At 49.3% G+C, this 17,946-nt stretch carries 11 protein-coding genes; all 11 read left to right on the forward strand.

The features are described 5' to 3' along the window. The first annotated feature begins 10 nt into the window (after nt 1-10). Nucleotides 11-1,342, forward strand: coding sequence for an ATP-binding protein (locus tag HB364_RS17235; RefSeq protein WP_167289452.1), 1,332 nt, complete (start codon nt 11-13; stop codon nt 1,340-1,342). A gap of 2 nt (nt 1,343-1,344) precedes the next feature. Further along, a complete protein-coding gene (locus tag HB364_RS17240; protein WP_167289453.1) occupies nt 1,345-2,610 on the forward strand; it encodes a tetratricopeptide repeat protein in 1,266 nt (421 codons plus the stop codon). A gap of 210 nt (nt 2,611-2,820) precedes the next feature. Continuing rightward, the gene (locus HB364_RS17245) at nt 2,821-4,350 is read left to right on the forward strand and encodes a S26 family signal peptidase (protein ID WP_167289454.1); all 1,530 of its coding nucleotides are present in this window, start codon (nt 2,821-2,823) and stop codon (nt 4,348-4,350) included. A gap of 158 nt (nt 4,351-4,508) precedes the next feature. Beyond that, nucleotides 4,509-4,994 (forward strand): cytidine deaminase, encoded by a 486-nt coding sequence (locus tag HB364_RS17250; protein ID WP_167289455.1) that lies wholly within the window; start codon nt 4,509-4,511, stop codon nt 4,992-4,994. Nucleotides 4,995-5,099: 105 nt separating this feature from the next. Continuing rightward, nucleotides 5,100-7,658 carry a hypothetical protein gene (locus tag HB364_RS17255; RefSeq protein WP_167289456.1) on the forward strand — a complete coding sequence of 853 codons (2,559 nt, stop codon included), beginning with the start codon at nt 5,100-5,102 and terminating at the stop codon, nt 7,656-7,658. A 281-nt stretch (nt 7,659-7,939) separates the two neighbouring features. Next, the gene (locus HB364_RS17260) at nt 7,940-10,162 is read left to right on the forward strand and encodes a GH92 family glycosyl hydrolase (RefSeq protein ID WP_167289457.1); all 2,223 of its coding nucleotides are present in this window, start codon (nt 7,940-7,942) and stop codon (nt 10,160-10,162) included. Between the two features lie 45 nt (nt 10,163-10,207). Beyond that, nucleotides 10,208-13,363 (forward strand): SusC/RagA family TonB-linked outer membrane protein, encoded by a 3,156-nt coding sequence (locus HB364_RS17265; protein WP_167289458.1) that lies wholly within the window; start codon nt 10,208-10,210, stop codon nt 13,361-13,363. Between the two features lie 12 nt (nt 13,364-13,375). Further along, nucleotides 13,376-15,265, forward strand: a complete 1,890-nt coding sequence (locus HB364_RS17270; RefSeq protein ID WP_167289459.1) for a RagB/SusD family nutrient uptake outer membrane protein — start codon at nt 13,376-13,378, stop codon at nt 15,263-15,265. Between the two features lie 19 nt (nt 15,266-15,284). Further along, nucleotides 15,285-15,968, forward strand: a complete 684-nt coding sequence (locus HB364_RS17275; protein WP_167289460.1) for a DUF3823 domain-containing protein — start codon at nt 15,285-15,287, stop codon at nt 15,966-15,968. 21 nt (nt 15,969-15,989) lie between these two features. Beyond that, the gene (locus HB364_RS17280) at nt 15,990-17,315 is read left to right on the forward strand and encodes a glycoside hydrolase family 71/99-like protein (RefSeq protein ID WP_167289461.1); all 1,326 of its coding nucleotides are present in this window, start codon (nt 15,990-15,992) and stop codon (nt 17,313-17,315) included. Nucleotides 17,316-17,435: 120 nt separating this feature from the next. Next, entirely contained in the window at nt 17,436-17,933 is a 498-nt protein-coding gene (locus HB364_RS17285; protein ID WP_167289462.1) for a DUF6496 domain-containing protein, read from the forward strand. Nucleotides 17,934-17,946 lie beyond the last annotated feature (13 nt).

The following is a 17,946-nucleotide window of genomic DNA, read 5'->3' on the forward strand; positions in this document are numbered from 1 at the left end:
TTTCAACGCGATGAGCGATCATATTAAAAGCCTGCAGGAAGCATTACAGTTTTCACCAGACAATATTCCGCTGCGGTTGCACCTGGCGGAAGTATTGCTGCGGGAGAAACGCTATGTGGAGTCGGGCGAACAATACAGGGAAGTACTGCAGCGCAGCTATGGCAATACAAAAGCGAAGCTGGGACTGGCGGAAGCCTATTTTTACCAGCAGAAATACTCCGCAGCTATTATTATTTATGAGGAGATCTACCCCGGGCTGCCTTCCGATGCCATGGTATTTTTTGTAAAATGCCTCATCAAGGAGCATTCCTTACAGCAGGCGGTAGAAGTGTACCAGAAAGTAATAGCGCTCAACCCCGATTTCCGGGATGAGGAAATCGACGCCCGCCTGCGCATGAGCGGCGGTGGTATGCAGGGGGATGAGGGTGATGATATGGAGGATGACCTGGACCTGGAGCGCGATGGCGGCAGCTATTTTTTAGAGAAGCCTACCATCAACTTTTCCCACGTAGGTGGTATGGCGCGCATCAAGGATGAAATATCCATGAAGATCATACAGCCCCTGAAGAATCCCGACCTGTACAAGGCCTTCGGGAAGAAAGTGGGCGGTGGTATATTACTGTACGGACCTCCGGGATGTGGCAAAACCTATATTGCGAAAGCTACGGCCGGGGAGATCCATGCCAAATTCATCAGTATCGGGCTGCACGATATCCTGGATATGTGGATAGGGAACAGTGAGAAAAACCTGCATGGCATATTTGAGCTGGCCCGTAAGAATGCACCCTGTGTGCTGTTCTTTGATGAAGTGGATGCCATGGGCGCCAGTCGCAGCGACCTGCGGCAGTCGGCCATGCGGCATGTCATCAACCAGTTCCTGGCAGAAATGGATGGGGTACAATCCAACAATGAAGGGGTACTTATCCTGGCAGCTACCAATGCTCCCTGGAGTGTGGATGCGGCCTTCCGCAGGCCCGGCCGTTTTGACCGGGTGATCTTCGTGGAGCCGCCCGATGAGCCCGCCCGGGAAGACATTATACGGGCCATGCTGAAAGACAAGCCGGTCAAGGATATTGATACCCGTAAGATAGCGAAGGAAACGCCTGACTATTCAGGGGCCGATATTAAAGCCATGATTGATATTGCTGTGGAAGACAAACTGCGCGAATCCATGGCCAGCGGTAATCTGCAGCCATTGGGTACCAAAGACCTGCTGAAGGCGGCCAAACAACATCGTCCTACCACCCTGGAATGGTTTTCTTCGGCACGCAATTATGCTTTGTATGCCAATGAATCCGGACTGTACGATGATATCCTGAAATTCCTCAAGATTAAAAAGTAAGCATGATCGATGTAGCGCCCATGCTGGAGCGGGCTAATTTATTACTGGCACAGGGGCGACCCAAAGATGCGGAAAAACAACTGGCTGATGCCTTACGCACCGAGCCGGAAAATGATTATGCCCTGTCATTGCTGGCCCGCTGCAAATTCGATCTGAAGCAATTCAAGGAAGGCATCGAGATAATACAGCGCGCCATCCGGATCATACCCCATGAAGGATATTACTTCTACCTCCTTGCTTTTGGCTATTACCAGTTAGATAACAATGCATCGGCCCTGCGCTACCTGCAACGGGCCGTGGAACTGAGTCCCTGGACAGCGGAATTCTTCGGCCTGTGGGGACTGGTATTACTGGAAGAAAAAGATTTTCAACAGGCCCTGCAAAAAGCCAATGAGGGACTTGCTGTAGATCCTGAAAACATTACCTGTCTCAATGTACGCTCTACTGCCCTGAACAAAATGAAGCGGGTGGATGATGCGATTGAGACCATGCAGGATGCGCTGGAAATGGACCCCGAGAACGCCTACACCCATACGACCGTTGGCTGGAACCTGCTCGAGAAAGGCCGCCATAAAGAGGCGGCAGAACATTTCAGGGAAGCGCTGCGCCTGCATCCCAATATGGAGGGCGCCCGGGAAGGATTAAAACAAGCCCTCAAATCAAAAATACCACCGTATAAATGGCTGCTGCAATACAGTTTCTGGATCAACAATAAAGGCAAGAATGCCCGCTGGGCCATTCCGCTGGGTATCTACTTTGGCGTACAATTGATCAGCCGGGTATCGAAATCCGGGGGAGAAGGCTGGTACAATGTAGGCCTTGCCGTGGGGGCCTTGTACATCTTATTTGTGATCACCAGTTGGGTCATCAATCCGCTCGCCAATTTCTTCCTGCTCTTTCATAAAGATGGCAAATATGCACTCAGCGGCCGCGAAAAGACCAATGCACTTGGCCTGATCATTGCCCTCGTTGCGGGAATAGCCCTCTTATTAATGGGATTATTCATGCCGGATAGAGGAGACGGCAATGGACCGGTGATGATGGCTGGGTTGGTCACCATGTCATTGGGATTGCCATTGGGGCATATGGATTTTCCCTTGCGCTTTAAAGGCAATAGTGGCGTACAGTGGTTTTCCATGGCGCTCCTCCTGTTTGGCGTTATTACCGTCGCTTTTGCGCTAACCGGTTCAGCAGCAGCTACCAACATCTTAACCGCCTATCTCGTTGCCTTTGTGCTGTATACCTGGGCAAGCGTGTTTGGGAAATAAGTGTGAAACCCATGCTCCGGGTGAAAAAAGTTCCTCAGCCTGTAACAAACCGGACGATATGACAACTAATACACCGGTTCACCCCCCGTGTAGCAGGAGGGGCCCCCGGGCCCGGAAGAGGCTTTATAAATAGTAAAATCCTGGTTAATACACTGTTGCAATGCCAATTAATATGGTATTTTTGCCCGGAATTTTAATAAAAAAGACAGCATGAGTTCACACGATCTGACCGTCATTATTATCATCTCGCTGCTGATTGTTCTATTACCCGCCGTAGGACTGTATAAAATGTTTGAAAAGGCTAAGATCCCGGCCTGGAAAGCTTTTGTACCCTTCCTCAATACCTGGGAAATTATCAAGGTAACCGGGATCAGGAAACACTGGTTCTTCTGGCAGTTCATTCCTGTTGTAGGCTGGTTTATCAGTTTGTGGTTATTGGTGGAGTTTGTGAAACTTTTTGGGAAATTCCGGTTCCTGCAGCATGCCGCTACCGTACTGCTGGGTTTTGCCTACCTGCCAGCCATTGGTTTCAATGACAAAGAGAAATATTACGGACCTGATATTGTTAAAAAACATAAGAAAACGGCTGCCCGGGAATGGATAGACGCCGGGGTATTTGCCGTGGTGGCTGCTACCCTCATACGCACTTTCGTTTTTGAGGCCTATACCATTCCCACTGGATCTATGGAAAAGACCCTGCTGGTAAATGACTTCCTTTTTGTAAGCAAGCTGAGCTATGGGCCGCGCATTCCGAATACGCCGCTGGCTGTTCCTTTTGTGCACCATACATTGCCAATAACGAATACCAAATCGTATTCTGAGCTCATCCATATTCCTTATACGCGCTGGTTTGCCAGTCCGATAAAACGGAACGATGTGGTGGTGTTTAACTTTCCGGCCGGTGATACGGTTATCAACCGGGATGAATACCAGTCTAAAAACCCTTACTACGATGTGGCCTGGGACCTGGGACGGGGAAATATGGATGTAGGCCGGCAAATGATCCTGTCTAATCCGGAGGAGTACCCGCTCATTATCCGGCCGGTAGACAAGCAGGAGAATTACATTAAGCGGTGTGTGGCCATTGCGGGCGATACCTTACAGATCATAAACGGGGTACTGTACGTGAACGGGCAGCCAGCATTTTTGCCTCCCAAAATGCAATTGTCTTATACGGTGACGACCAAAGGACAGCAATTGGATTATGATGCCTTAAAAGAGGAATATGACTTTGATAAGGCCGATGAAAGCGAGATACAGCCAATGGGCGAGAACCATTACTGGATGTTACTGACCAATGAGGCCAAAGACAAGATGATCAAAAATGGTCTTATTGACAGCATTGCCTTATACAAACGAACGGATGACAAAATATTTCCACGTGATGGAAAGCATCACTGGCAGGTGGATGATTTTGGCCCGCTGTGGGTTCCTAAAAAAGGAGCTACCATTACCCTCAATGCGGATAATTATTCCCTGTATGAGCGCGCCATACGTGTATATGAAAACAATACACTGGAAATGCGGAATGGTAAAATATTCCTGAATGACCAGGAGACCAACAAGTATACCTTTAAAATGGATTATTTCTGGATGATGGGGGATAACCGCCACAGCTCACAGGATAGCCGTTTCTGGGGATTTGTGCCGGAAGACCATATTGTGGGAGAAGCATGGCTCATCTGGATGAGCTGGGATAAAGGTGTGCGTTGGAACCGTATGTTCAGCAGCATTCATTAGAAATAGATAGCTGAGGTCTGAAGTCGGAAGTCTGATGGCCACAGCATAAAAATAGGAAGTCCGAAAGTCAGCAAGTATCTTGCATACAGGCAGGTCTTGTTGAATTTCGGACTTTTCCGACTTCTGATCTCAGGCTTCGGACTTCTTAAATTGTACACATGAAACAGAACGAATATAAATTCTCTTACGAGGTATATGATGCTATCGATGAGCTTAATGAGGATGACCGTTATTTGTTGAATAAAGCGCGGGAGGCAACACAAAATGCCTGGGCGCCTTATTCCCGTTTCAGGGTAGGTGCAGTAGCTCGCTTAAAAAGTGGCACCCTGGTAATGGGGGCCAACCAGGAGAATGCCTCTTATCCCGCAGGCATCTGTGCCGAAAGGGTATTGCTGTCTTCAGCCGGGGCCAGCTATCCCGGCGATCCTATTGAAACCATGGCTGTCAGTTATGAAGGTGATGGCGTGGTAAGTGATCATCCTATCAGTCCCTGCGGCATCTGCCGGCAAACCTTGCAGGAGTTTGAACAACGTACACATCATCCGGTGCGCCTGATCCTGGCAGGCAAAACCGGCAAAGTATATATTATTCCTTCAGCCGGTATGTTATTGCCGCTGGCTTTTACCGGCGACGAATTAGTTTAATATACAACGCTCATCATTTATCCCCTTATTTAAAAATGCCGCTGTTAATCCTGTTGAATGAAGCTCAGAATAAGTAATTTGTCCCTTATTTAGCTCAGCTTGCTTATGGGGAGATTTCTTTTACTGGTATGCTTCATATTCTTTACCGGCAATGTTTTTTGTCAATCTCATGGTTTACGATTTTCCAGCCATGAGGTGGTCCCTGAAAAGAGGACCGCGCTTAACCTGACGCCCCAAGACCCGCTATGCCTGAAGCAGGCTGCTGAAATATCCTTCGACCTCACGTTTATACCTCACCTGGAAATTTACTTCGGCTATATCGTGCGGCTGGTAACAGACAATCACCAGAACATTGATATTGTTTACAACCAGAAACTACAGCGGTTCAACTTTGTGATCGGGGAAACCGTGTCGGGCGAATTCACCATTGATTCCCTGCAGTTATATGGTCAATGGAACCAGTTCAGGATCACTTTGGACCCCAAAACAAAGGAAGCTGGTTGCTATCTTAATAACCGTTTTATTGCAAAAGGGAAGGCCAATATCTCCTTCGCTACCTGCTACAGGATATTCTTTGGCGCCAATGACTTCACTGGTTTCCAGATAACCGATATTCCTCCCATGAATGTGCGCGATATACGGATAACAGTGGGCAATGCGCCGCTGGCTTACTATCCTTTGTCTGAAAGCAGCGGCAATCAAAGTATGGATGAAGTGAACAATAACAGCGCGGTAGTGAGGAACCCGGTATGGATCAAACCCCGGCACCAGAACTGGGTACCTGTGGCTGCCATAGAAACGCAGGGCACGGCCAGTGTGGCCTTTGACAAAAATAGGGAGCGGTTGTTCATCGTGTCAACAGATTCATTATACGAGTACTCTTTTAAAAGCGGGCAACTGACGGGCATCCGGCTGGCGGCAGGACACGATACACTGCCACCCGGCAATCAGTCTGTATTCAATGCTGCCGGTAATGTCTTGTATAACTTTAATATTGACCAGCGGGAAGTAAGCACCTTCCTGTCAAAGGCCAATAAATGGGATATCAACTTTACGCCCGGGCCGCTCACCATCTACTGGCAGGCCAATAAATTCCTCTCGCCGGTGGATAGCGCTTTATACGTAATAGGAGGTTACGGGCAACTGCAATACAGGAACGAAGTGCAGCGCTATCACTTTCTCACGCGGGAATGGGAGGCGGTTGACGCCAAAGGGGATTTCTTTATGCCGCGCTACCTCGCTGCTTTGGGAACCAACAGCGCTGGTGATACGGCTTTTATCATGGGAGGCTTTGGCAGCAAAACAGGGGATCAGACAATCAATCCCAAATACACCTATGACCTCATGGCCTGGTGCGTGAAAACAGGTTCCTTTAAAAGTATCTATCACCTGAAAGAACCGGCCAGCCAGTTTTGTTTTTCCAATAGCCTGGTCATCGATTCCGCTACGCGGGATTTCTATGCGCTCATTTATCCCATTGACCGGTTTAATTCCTCCCTGCAATTAATGAAGGGTTCCCTGCAATCGCCGGAATACCAGCTCATGGGGGATACCATTCCTTATGCCTTTCACGATATAGAATCATTCGCCGATCTCTACTATTGCCCTGCCAGTAAAAAGCTGGTGGCGGTAACGCTGTTTACCAATAAGCAATACATCAGTAGCGTAAAAGTATACACCATTGATTTTCCGCCCAACAAACTACAGATTGCTTCAGCGCCGGTGGCGGCAGCTTCCCGCGATTGGATCTGGTTCCTGCTGGCAGGTGGAGTAGTGGCAGCGGGTGTGCTGGTAGTGATGGGACGTAAGAAAAGGGCCGGGCAACTGGCATTGAAAGAAGAAGCGCTGCGGCCTGTAGTGTCTGATAAAATAGCAGGAACTGCGGCAACAGTAACAGCACCGGAAAATAATACAACGGGCATACCGCCTGCAGGAGCTAAAGACATTGCAGCCGTCTATCTGTTTGGGCAACTGGAAATCTTTGATAAGGAAGGCAATGATATTACCAAACTGTTCACGCCATTGCTCAAAGAACTCTTCCTGCTGATACTCATCTATACCTGGAAAGACGGGAAAGGTATTGCTTCGGAAAAATTGTATGAGACCTTGTGGAGTGATAAACCGGTGAAGGATGCGCGGAACAACTTCTCGGTAAACGTGGTAAAGCTCAAAGGCATCCTGGAAAAAGTAGGGGAATGCCATATCGGGAAGGAGTCTGGCAAATGGAAGCTGGACATTTTGCATGATGCTATTAAAATAGATTATCAGCGGTACACAGAACTGGTAGCGGATACAACGGCCATTACCAAAGCTTATATCCATGAGCTGGTCCAAATTGTTGGACGTGGCCCTTTCCTGAGTGCCATGCATTACAACTGGCTGGACGATATCAAGTCGGATGTTTCCGGTAAAACCATAGATATGCTTTTAAAATATACATCTGCCGCCGACCTGTTGGCCGAAGCGGAATTCATCATCAGGATTGCCAACTGTATCTTTTTCTTCGACCAGCTCAATGAAGAAGCCCTGGCTTATAAATGTAAATGCCTTGTATTGTTGGGGCGGCATGGAATGGCCAAAGATGCCTACCTGAAATTTGCCAAAGAATACCGGGAGAATTACGGGCATGACTTTGAAAAGCCTTTTGCTGAAATAACGGGATAATGACTATTGTCACTCGCTCGCCTCCGGCGAGTGAGGGTATTTACAAGCCTCCGGCTTGTGACCGCAAGCCAGAGGCTTGCCAATACCCCTCACCAGCGGGACGCTGGCGAGTGCTTTCTCTTTCCCAGCAGAGTCTCCCGAAGGGGACTCTGCGTCTCTTTCGCATAAAAAAATAAAAAACAGTCCATTAATTTCCCAATTAATGGGTTTGTTAATGCCTTTATTAGTGCCTTACCGCTTTATTGCAGACAGATTGATTCAACAAAATTGCTGTCTGCTATATGAAAAAGCACCTGCTGCTGATATTGCTGTTAGGGAATGTGGCCGTCGGCTATGCCCGTCAACCCGGCAAAGCTTCCTTACCCCCCGCTGAGAGATCCAATCTTGATTATGTAGACCCTACTATCGGTAATGTGGGCCAGTTACTGGAACCCACCCGGCCCACCATCCAGTTGCCCAACCAGGTGATACGGGTTGCGCCCCAGCGGAAAGACTACCTCGATAACCAGATCACCAGTTTCCCGCTGAACATTGTTTCCCACCGCATGGGGCAGGTATTCTCCATCAAACCCTCCGTAAAACCGGTGAATGCGGAAAGCTGGAAGGACAGGATGGCGTATGACCATGACCTGGAAATCAATAACCCCTGGCATTATTCCACTTACCTCGTGGAGGATGAAGTAACGGTTGAATTCACCCCCGGTAAGAAAGCTGGTATCTACCGTTTCCGCTTTCCCCGGTCGGCACACAGGGCCATCCTGCTGGATGTGTACAACGGCGGTCCCTCGGGATACAGTTTTCCATCGGCTACTGAAGTGACCGGTATGGAAACCTGGCATGGTGATGTAAAGGTCTATATGTATGGGGTATGGAGCGCTTCCGGCACCACACATACCATGCCCGGCAGCGGGGCCAAAGCCTGGATCAGTTTTCCCGCTGCTGTTGGCGAAGTGGAACTGAAATATGCCATCAGCTACATAAGTGCAGCACAGGCCAAAAAGAACTATGAGGAAGAGCTAAAAGGCAGGAGCTTCTCTACTATTGCTGAGAACGGGAAAAAGGCCTGGGAAAAGGTGCTGTCGCAGATAAAAGTAGAAGGAGGCACCGAAGCGCAGAAACGCTCTTTCTACACGGCCTTATACCGGTGCTATGAGCGCATGGTAGACATAACAGAAGATAACAATTACTACAGCGGCTATAACAAACAGGTGAATCAAGACAAGCGCCCCTTTTATGTGGACGACTGGTCATGGGATACCTTCCTGGCCCATCACCCCTTACGCATGATATTGAATCCCGCACAGGAAGAAGACATGCTGCAATCCTATGTACGCATGTACGAACAGAGTGGCTGGATGCCTACCTTTCCCATGCTGTTTGGTGATCATGCCTGTATGAATGGCTTCCATTCTTCTGTGGTCTTTCTCGATGCTTACCGCAAGGGATTAAGAAACTTTGATATTCAGAAAGCCTATGAAGGCATGCGCAAAAATGCCACTGATGCCACCATCATCCCCTGGCGCAACGGGCCTGCCACCTCCCTCGATCATTTTTATCATACGCATGGTTACTTTCCTGCCTTGCCACCCGGAGAAAAAGAAACCGTAAGCCTGGTAGACAACTTTGAAAAAAGGCAGGCAGTGGCCGTAACACTGGGTACCAGCTATGACGACTGGGCGCTGGCTCAACTGGCGAAGGACTTACATAAGCAGGATGATTATGCGCTCTTTGCCAAACGCGGATTGAACTATAAGCACCTATGGCACCCGGAACAGCAATTCTTTATGCCCAAAGATGATAAGGGCAACTGGATCAATATTGACCTCAAATTTGACGGCGGCCCCGGCGGCCGTGATTATTATGATGAAAACAATGGCTGGACCTACCTGTGGCAGGTGCAGCAGGACGTACCCGGTCTTATTGAGCTGATGGGAGGAAAGCAAACATTTGAAGACAGGCTGGACCAGTTGTACCGGGAAGGGTTGGGCAGGGGCAAGCATGAATTCTGGAGCAAATTTCCCGACGCTACGGGGCTGGTAGGACAATACTCCATGGGCAATGAGCCTGGCTTCCATATTCCTTACTTGTACAACTTCACAGCCTCCCCCTGGAAAACGCAAAAGACTACCCGCTTTTTGCTCGATGTATGGTTTAAGGACAACATCTTCGGTATTCCCGGTGATGAAGATGGCGGTGGTATGACGGCGTTTGTGGTCTTCTCTTCCATGGGCTTTTATCCCGTAACGCCGGGCCTTCCTGTATATACCATCGGAAGCCCTGTATTCAGTAAAGTAACCATCGACCTGCAGCATGGAAAGCAGTTCCGCCTCACGGCTAATCACTGTTCTGTAGTGAATAAATACATCCAAAGCGCCCGGATGAACGGGAAGGAATTGAATACACCCTGGTTTACGCATGAGCAACTGATGAATGGCGGACACCTGGAACTGGAAATGGGCCCTAAACCCAATAAGGCCTGGGGCACCGGAAGTACCGGCTTTTAAAATCGGAGCAACTATACATTTTAACACCAAAACGATTATCTAATTATGAAAAAATTGCACGTCATATTATTCATGATCTGTGCTTTCCCCTGTTTGACGATGGCTCAGCAAAAAGTGATCAGCGGGAAAGTAACGGATGCCGGGCGCAATGCCTTGCCCGGCGTTACTGTTTCGGTCAGGAGCAGTAATGGCAATGCCACGACCGACACCTATACGTCGGCCACTACTACAGATGCCCAGGGATCATTCAGCGTTACTGTGCCGCAGAACGCCAGGGAGTTGGTATTCTCCTTTGTGGGTAAAAAAGAGGCGGTGGAACAAATCGGTACACGTACCGTTATCAATGTAACCATGGCCGACGGAGATGACCAGCTATCCGATGTGGTGGTAGTAGGCTATGGTACCAAAAGAAAAGAAACGTTGACCGGCTCCGTGAGCAATATCACCAACAGGGACATCCAGACCACTACCAACGTAAGCCTGGCGCAAAAGCTGCAGGGTAAGGTAGCGGGCTTACAGATACGCCAGTTGGGCGGCGAGCCCGGTACGTTTGACAACATGATCAACATCCGCGGTTTTGGTGCGCCCCTGTATGTGATTGATGGTATTGTACGCGATGGCTCTTCCGAATTCCAGCGCCTCAATGCAGATGATATTGAAAGCGTGTCCTTCCTGAAAGATGCTTCTGCCGCCATCTATGGATTTGGTTCCTCCAATGGCGTAGTGATCGTAACTACCAAAAAAGGCGCGCGGGGTAAAGCTACCTTTAACTATACCGGCGTAGTGGGTTTCTCACAACCTACCGATGTGCCCCGCATGGCCAATGCCGCCGAATGGATGCAAATGCGGAATGATGCCGCATTGCTGGCCACCGGCGCTCCCTTCGTTTCACAGGAAGAGCTGCAGAAATGGATAGACGGCGCCCCCGGTTATGAAAGTACCGACTGGTATGATGCCGCTATGAAAAAAACAGCTATCCAGCAGCAACACAACCTCTCTGCTTCCGGCGGTAACGAAAAAACACAATACTATATCGGTCTGGCCTATGTAGACGAAGGCAGCTACCTCCGCAGCAATGACATGAACTATAAGCGTTATAATTTCAGGGCGAACCTCACCACTGAGCTGGTGAAAAACCTGAAGGCAGAAGTGCTCATCGGCGGTCGGTATGATAAAAGGACCACGCCCGGCGAAAACTTTTTTAACATCTTTAAGGGTACACGGGTAACCCTGCCTACTGAGAAACCTTTTGCCAATAACAATCCTGCATATCCTGCTGTAGTGACACCTTCCAACCAAAACCCGCTCACCCTGTCCAATGCCGCTATGACCGGTTACAGTGAAACGGTGAACAGGAATGTACAATCTACTTTCTCGCTGATCTATGAGGTGCCTTATGTAAAGGGACTTACTATAAAAGGGACGGCCGCCTATGACCTCAACAGCTACCAGGGCAAGGATGTGTCCAAACCCTATACCCTCTACACCTATGTAGGTGGTGAATACGTACCCTCACCACAACGGGTAGGCACCGGTGGTATTTCCAATGGCTATGGCAACAGCAATCGCTTTGTGGTATTGGCGCAGGCCAATTATGCTACCACTATTGCCAACCATCATAATATAGCTGTACTGGGCGCTTTTGAACAAAGGCAGGAATGGAGCCGCAATGCAGACCTGAGAAGGTTGTATAATTTCTATACCATTGACCAGATCAATGCTGCCAGCGCCAACAACATGACCAACTCCGGCGGAGAAGGACAATCTGCCTCACAGGCCGTACTGGGCCGGTTCAATTATGATTATGATAAAAAATACCTGTTGGAATTGGCCTTCCGCTACATGGGCACCTTCGCTTATCCGCCGGATACACGTTGGGGATTCTTTCCCATTATCTCCGGCGGGTGGAGGGTTTCTGAAGAGAACTTCATGAAGCAAGTGAGTTTCATCTCTAACCTCAAGCTGCGCGCCTCTTATGGTGAAGTAGGAGAGTATGCCGGTGGCCCCTTCCAGTGGATACAGGGTTTTTCCCTGGGCGGTGGCGGACAATATGAATTTGAGAATGGTAGTGCCACTACCGGGGCCGCAGCGCCCGGTTTGGTGAATCCACGGCTTACCTGGATTACCGCCAAAACAGCCGACATTGGGATAGAGCTCGGCTTCTTCAACAATAAGCTCACCTTCGAAGGGGCGGTATACCGCAGGGACAGGGTGGGTATACCCGCCAGGAGGAACCTTTCACTGCCCAATACCTTCGGTACTGCACTGGCAGAAGAAAACCTTGAAAGCGACCGCGTGCAGGGTATTGAATTCTCCATTGGTTACAACGACCGGATCGGGAAAGACTTTCGTTTCAATGTATCGGGCAACTTCAACTTTGCCCGCTCCCAAAACCTGTACCGGGAAAGGGCGCCTTTTCAAAGCAGTTGGGACAGGTGGAGGAACGGACAGGCTTACCGTTATGATGATATCATCTGGTCTTACACTTACCTCGGACAATTCCAGAGCATGGATGAAATAGCCAACTATCCCCTCCAGAATGGTGACCAGGCCAATATCCGTGAACTGCCCGGCGATTTCAAATATGCAGATATCAACAACGATGGGGTGATTGATGACAAGGACATGCTGCCCATGTACCTCGGCGCAAACGGAACCAACGATAACCAGAACCCAAGGGGTAAAAATCCCAAGATCAACTATGGCCTTACGCTCAATGGCTTTTATAAAGGGTTTGATCTGAACGTACTGCTGCAGGGGGCAGCGATGTACACCGTTCGTTTCAGCGAAGTATATGCAGAGGTGATGGCTTTCCGCGGTAATACGCCTGCTTACTTCTTCGACAGGTGGCACAAAGCCGATCCTTATGATTCCAAGAGCGAGTGGATACCCGGCAAATGGCCTGCCTCCCGCTTCAATGGTGATGTAGGCAGCATGTACAAAGAAAGTTCTGTATGGCGTAAAGATGCTTCTTACGTACGCTTAAAAAGCGTGGAACTGGGTTACACGTTTGAGAACAAATGGTTCTCCGGTACAGGGATCAGGAAACTGCGTGTATTTGTGAGTGGGTTCAACCTGCTCACCATTGCCGATCCATTTGTAAAGGCATTTGATCCGGAAAGACTGGAAGGCCTCTTCAATGCCGGTTTCAATTACCCGCTTTCCAAAATATACAATGTTGGTATCAATCTTAACTTCTAAAAAGAGCTTGCTATGAAACTGAATCAAATAACATACATCCTACTGGCGGCAGGCCTCTCGTTGGCAGGTTGTAAGCGGGTACTGGACCTGCAGCCGACTGATAAACTAACGGCTGATGCCATCTTTGGCGATCCGCAGGGCGTAAAGGTCTACATGGCCAACCTGTATTTCCAGTTACCTATAGAGGACTTCGCTTTCTTCCGCCAGGGCTTCAACCAGAATGGCGGCGATCCCAACAATGGCGGCTTTAGCGCTGCCATGGAAACTGACGAAGCGGTACATACGGAGTTTGGGGATTTTGTAGGAGATGGCGATTTCCATTGGTGGGACCAGGGGTATAAACTCATCCGTGATGTGAACCTGCTCATTGATTATATCCCTACCCTTAACATCCGGGAAGAGGAAAAAGCGGCGCTGACCGGTGAAAGCGCCTTTATCAAGGCTTTTGCTTACTTCGCCATGGCCAAAAGATACGGCGGTGTGTCTTTAATGAAAAAGTCGCAGGTGTTTGATGGTGATCCCGAAAAATTGAAAGTACCCCGCAGCACCGAAAAAGAAACCTGGGATTATGTGCTGGAATTATGTGACCAGGCCATTGACAACCTGGGTACTGCCAAAAGCCGCCGTGCTTCCAAATGGACGGCGCTGGCCTTAAAAGCCAGGGCTGCCTTACATGCTGCCTCGCTGGCCAAATTTGGTAACCGGATCACACTGACCGGCGATGCAGTGACCCAAAAGCTGGTGGGACTTGATGCCGGTGATGCCAATGGTTATTACAAAGCGGCTATTGATGCGGCGCATGAGCTCATTACCAATGGCGGGTATGCTTTATACAGGCCGAACCCGGCCAATCCTGCTGAAGCAGCAGAGAACTATCGCCTGTTATTCCAAAATCCCAATGATGCTACCAACGAAGCCATCATGATCAAAGGGTTCACCCTGCCGGGTAACAACCAGGGCCATAATTATGATATCTGGTACCAGCCTGCGCAGGCCGCCAATGGATGGCCTCACCCCGGTCGTATGAACCCAACGCTCGACCTGGTAGATGTGTATGAAAGTTATACCAATCCGGGGCAGTCTGCTCCTGTCGTAACGCGGGTAGATGGCAACACTACAGACTACAATGGCTTTACCAGTTCTACCAATTACATACAGTTCAACAACCCCAACGAGATCTTTAAAGACAAGGATGCCCGCCTCTGGGGTACTGCTATCTTGCCGGGTACTGTATGGAAGAACACCCCCATCATTATCCAGGCAGGTTATGTAAAGCCGGATGGGAATGCTGTTATCCGTACCAAGGACCAAATCACGGTAGGTGCCAATACTTATTATACCTATGGCGCGCCGGACGTGACCATGTACTCAGGCTTTGATACTTACGGCGGTAATAATACCCGCTCCGGTTTCTCGTTCAAAAAGTTCATGAACCAGAACAATCCCATTGTACCGGGCTGGAACCAAAGCACTACCGACTGGATCGAGTTCCGTTATGCTGAAGTGCTGCTCATCTATGCAGAGGCGGTGGCAGAAAGCGGCCAGGGTGATGCGGCACTGGCGGCCAAATGCATCAATGACCTGCGCAAGCGGGCAGGCCATACTGCTGATATTACATTGACACCCGAAAATGTACAAAGGGAGCGAAGGGTAGAGCTGGCATTTGAGAACAAAAGATATTGGGACCTCATCCGCAGACGGGAGTTTCACACAGAATTCAACAACAGGTTTATGCATTCACTGCTGCCGTTGCAGGACCTGCGTGCGCTGCCTGCCATCAAATACATCTTTGTCCGGGTAAACGTGCCCAATACCAATCCTAAAACATTTCAGCCGAAATCCTACTACCGCTACATCCCCGGTATAGGTTCCAATGGACTGGTACAAAATCCGCAGTATTAAAAGACTAATAATATTTGTTATGAATAAATTACGGTTAATACTCTTTATATCCGTCATTGCCCTGTCTTCCTGCAAAAAGGATAACTATGACGGGCCCGATTCCGGCCTTTCCGGCAGTTTCCTTGATGAAGCTACCAATGAGCTGGTGCAGATGGATATTATACGCGGCACCCGTATTGAGTTTATTGAACACGGGTATGCCAACCCGCAGTCGCAGTACATGATCCTCAAAAACGATGGTACCTATGCCAACACCTTAATGTTTGCCAACACCTATACCATCAAAATAAGCGAGCCCAATTTCATTCCTGTTCCTGATCAGGAAATAGCGATCAAAGGACAAACAAAGCTCGACTTCAAGGTAACGCCTTATATCCGGGTGAAGGAGGTGAGCATTGTGAGGAACGGGAGCAAGGTGACAGCCACTTTTAAGTTGCAACAGAATGTGATCAACAACGTACAAAAAATTGGCCTCTATGCGCATTCCGACTCAAGGGTAGGAGAGCCTATGCGGCTGGTAATGGCAGAGCAACAGATCAATGCAGTGACCGACCCCAGCCATGTGTACACGCTGGAAATAGACCTGCCTTCCAACAGCTCACAATTAAAACCTGGCAACAACTATTATTTCCGGGTAGGTGCACTGATTGGTATTGGAGGCTCCAAACCGAATTATGCGCCGGCTGTGAAGCTGGGCATATAGTTCTTTAAAAATATTTATACTATGAGAAAAATAGCAAGGTTTTTATTTACGCCTGCATTGATGATGCTTGCCTGCTGCTCCAAAGGCAGCGGAGGGGATACGACCAATCCGCCCGACCCTCCGGTACAGGAGGTGGTATACGATGAAACAGGGTGTTTATATACTTCTTACAATAAACTGGTCATGGCCGGCTACCAGGGTTGGTTTGCAGCACAGGGCGATGCTTCAGAAAGGGGATGGTACCACTACCAGAATGCCCGTTGCGGGGGATTCATGCCTGGCTGCTCGGCCGTGGATTTCTGGCCCGACATAACGGAGTATCCCAAAACCTATAAGTCGCCCTTCGCGTTTGCCAATGGTAGTGATGCCTACCTGTACAGCCCTTATGATGAGGAAAGTGTAGACCTGCATTTCAAGTGGATGAAGGATTACGGCATTGACGGCGTTTTCATGCAACGCTTTGTGGGAGAAATAAAACCATCCAACCCCAAGGGGAAAAGGCATTTTAATAAGGTATTGGAAAATGCCCTGAAAGCAGCTAAAAAGTACGGCCGGGCCATTTGTGTCATGTATGACCTCAGCGGGTGTGCCCCCGAAGATGTGGCGTACCTGGAACAGGATTGGAATGAATTACAAAACCTGTTCACCCTTTTTGACAATAAAACACATCCTACCTATTTACGGCACAACAAAAAGCCACTGGTCGTTATCTGGGGCGTAGGCTTTAATGACAACAGGAGATACACGACGGCCGATGTGGACAAGCTGGTTGACAGGATCAAAGGCCCCGCCAAAAAAGTATCGGTGATGCTGGGGGTGCCTTATTACTGGCGCACCTTAAAGAATGATACAGAAGCCTCCCCGGCATTGCATGCACTCATTAAAAAGTGCGATATCGTAATGCCCTGGGCAGTGGGAAGGTATAGCAATGATAACTATAACAGTATAGCAGGCGGGGAATTGGCTGGTGATATTCAATGGTGTAATACCAACAAGGTCTCCTATGTCCCTTTAGCCTTTCCGGGCTTTAGCTGGGGCAACCTGAAAATGGATGTTGCGCAGTACAATTCCATTCCCCGCCTTAAAGGAGATTTCCTATGGAAACAGGTGGCAGGCGCCAAAATATCCGGTGCGCAAAGCTTGTACATTGCCATGTTTGACGAAATAGACGAGGGCACGGCTATCTTTAAATGCGCCCGTGCGGCCGATCTTCCCTTACATGGCGACAAACAATTTGTAGGCATCGAAAATGAGCTGGCTTCAGATTATTATCTATGGCTTACCGGGCAGGCAGGCAAGTGGTTCCATGGCGAGAACGGATTTTCTGCCACCAAACCTGTACGTTAACTATTTTCCATAATGCAAGTGTGCATCCCTTCCCCGGTTTGTATCTACCTACCGGGCCTGGATGTTACACGCGGTATGCCCGGGCATGCCAATTGCTGCGGATGTTGAAAACATTGTGTTATGCCAGAAAAGAAAGTAATCGAGCGCGCGAGGCGTGACAAGCGGCAAGGCAAATCTCCCTCTACACAGGCGGGTGAGTTCGTGCATGATCAAATAAAGAAAATACGCAAAGGGGAACACGGCGCCCGGTCAGCCAAACAAGCTATTGCTATCGGGCTATCGCAGGCCCGTCGCGCAGGCGTTGACCTGAAGCCGCCTAAGAAAGGCACCGTTTCAGAGAAAACCCGTAAGAGCGCGGAAAGCGCGTACGAAAAAGGGCAACATCATGAGCCGGTTTCGAGGAAGCGTTCACGGGCAAGGACGAAGGCCTTGAAGCGCGAAGGCCATGCGGCTGCTTCCCATAAAGCATTGTCAGAACAGGCCCGCACAGCCGCCAGGAAACGCGGCGCCGCCGCCCGTTCCGCTGCTGCACGTAAGGCTGCCAAAACAAAAGGACCACGTAAGCGCTCCGTAGCGGCGAAGAAAGCAGCGCGTACGAGAGCGCGTCGTGCAGGCTAAGTGCGGTTGTTAG

Source organism: Paraflavitalea devenefica, assembly GCF_011759375.1.
In the GTDB taxonomy this organism is placed as follows: Bacteria; Bacteroidota; Bacteroidia; order Chitinophagales; family Chitinophagaceae; genus Paraflavitalea; species Paraflavitalea devenefica.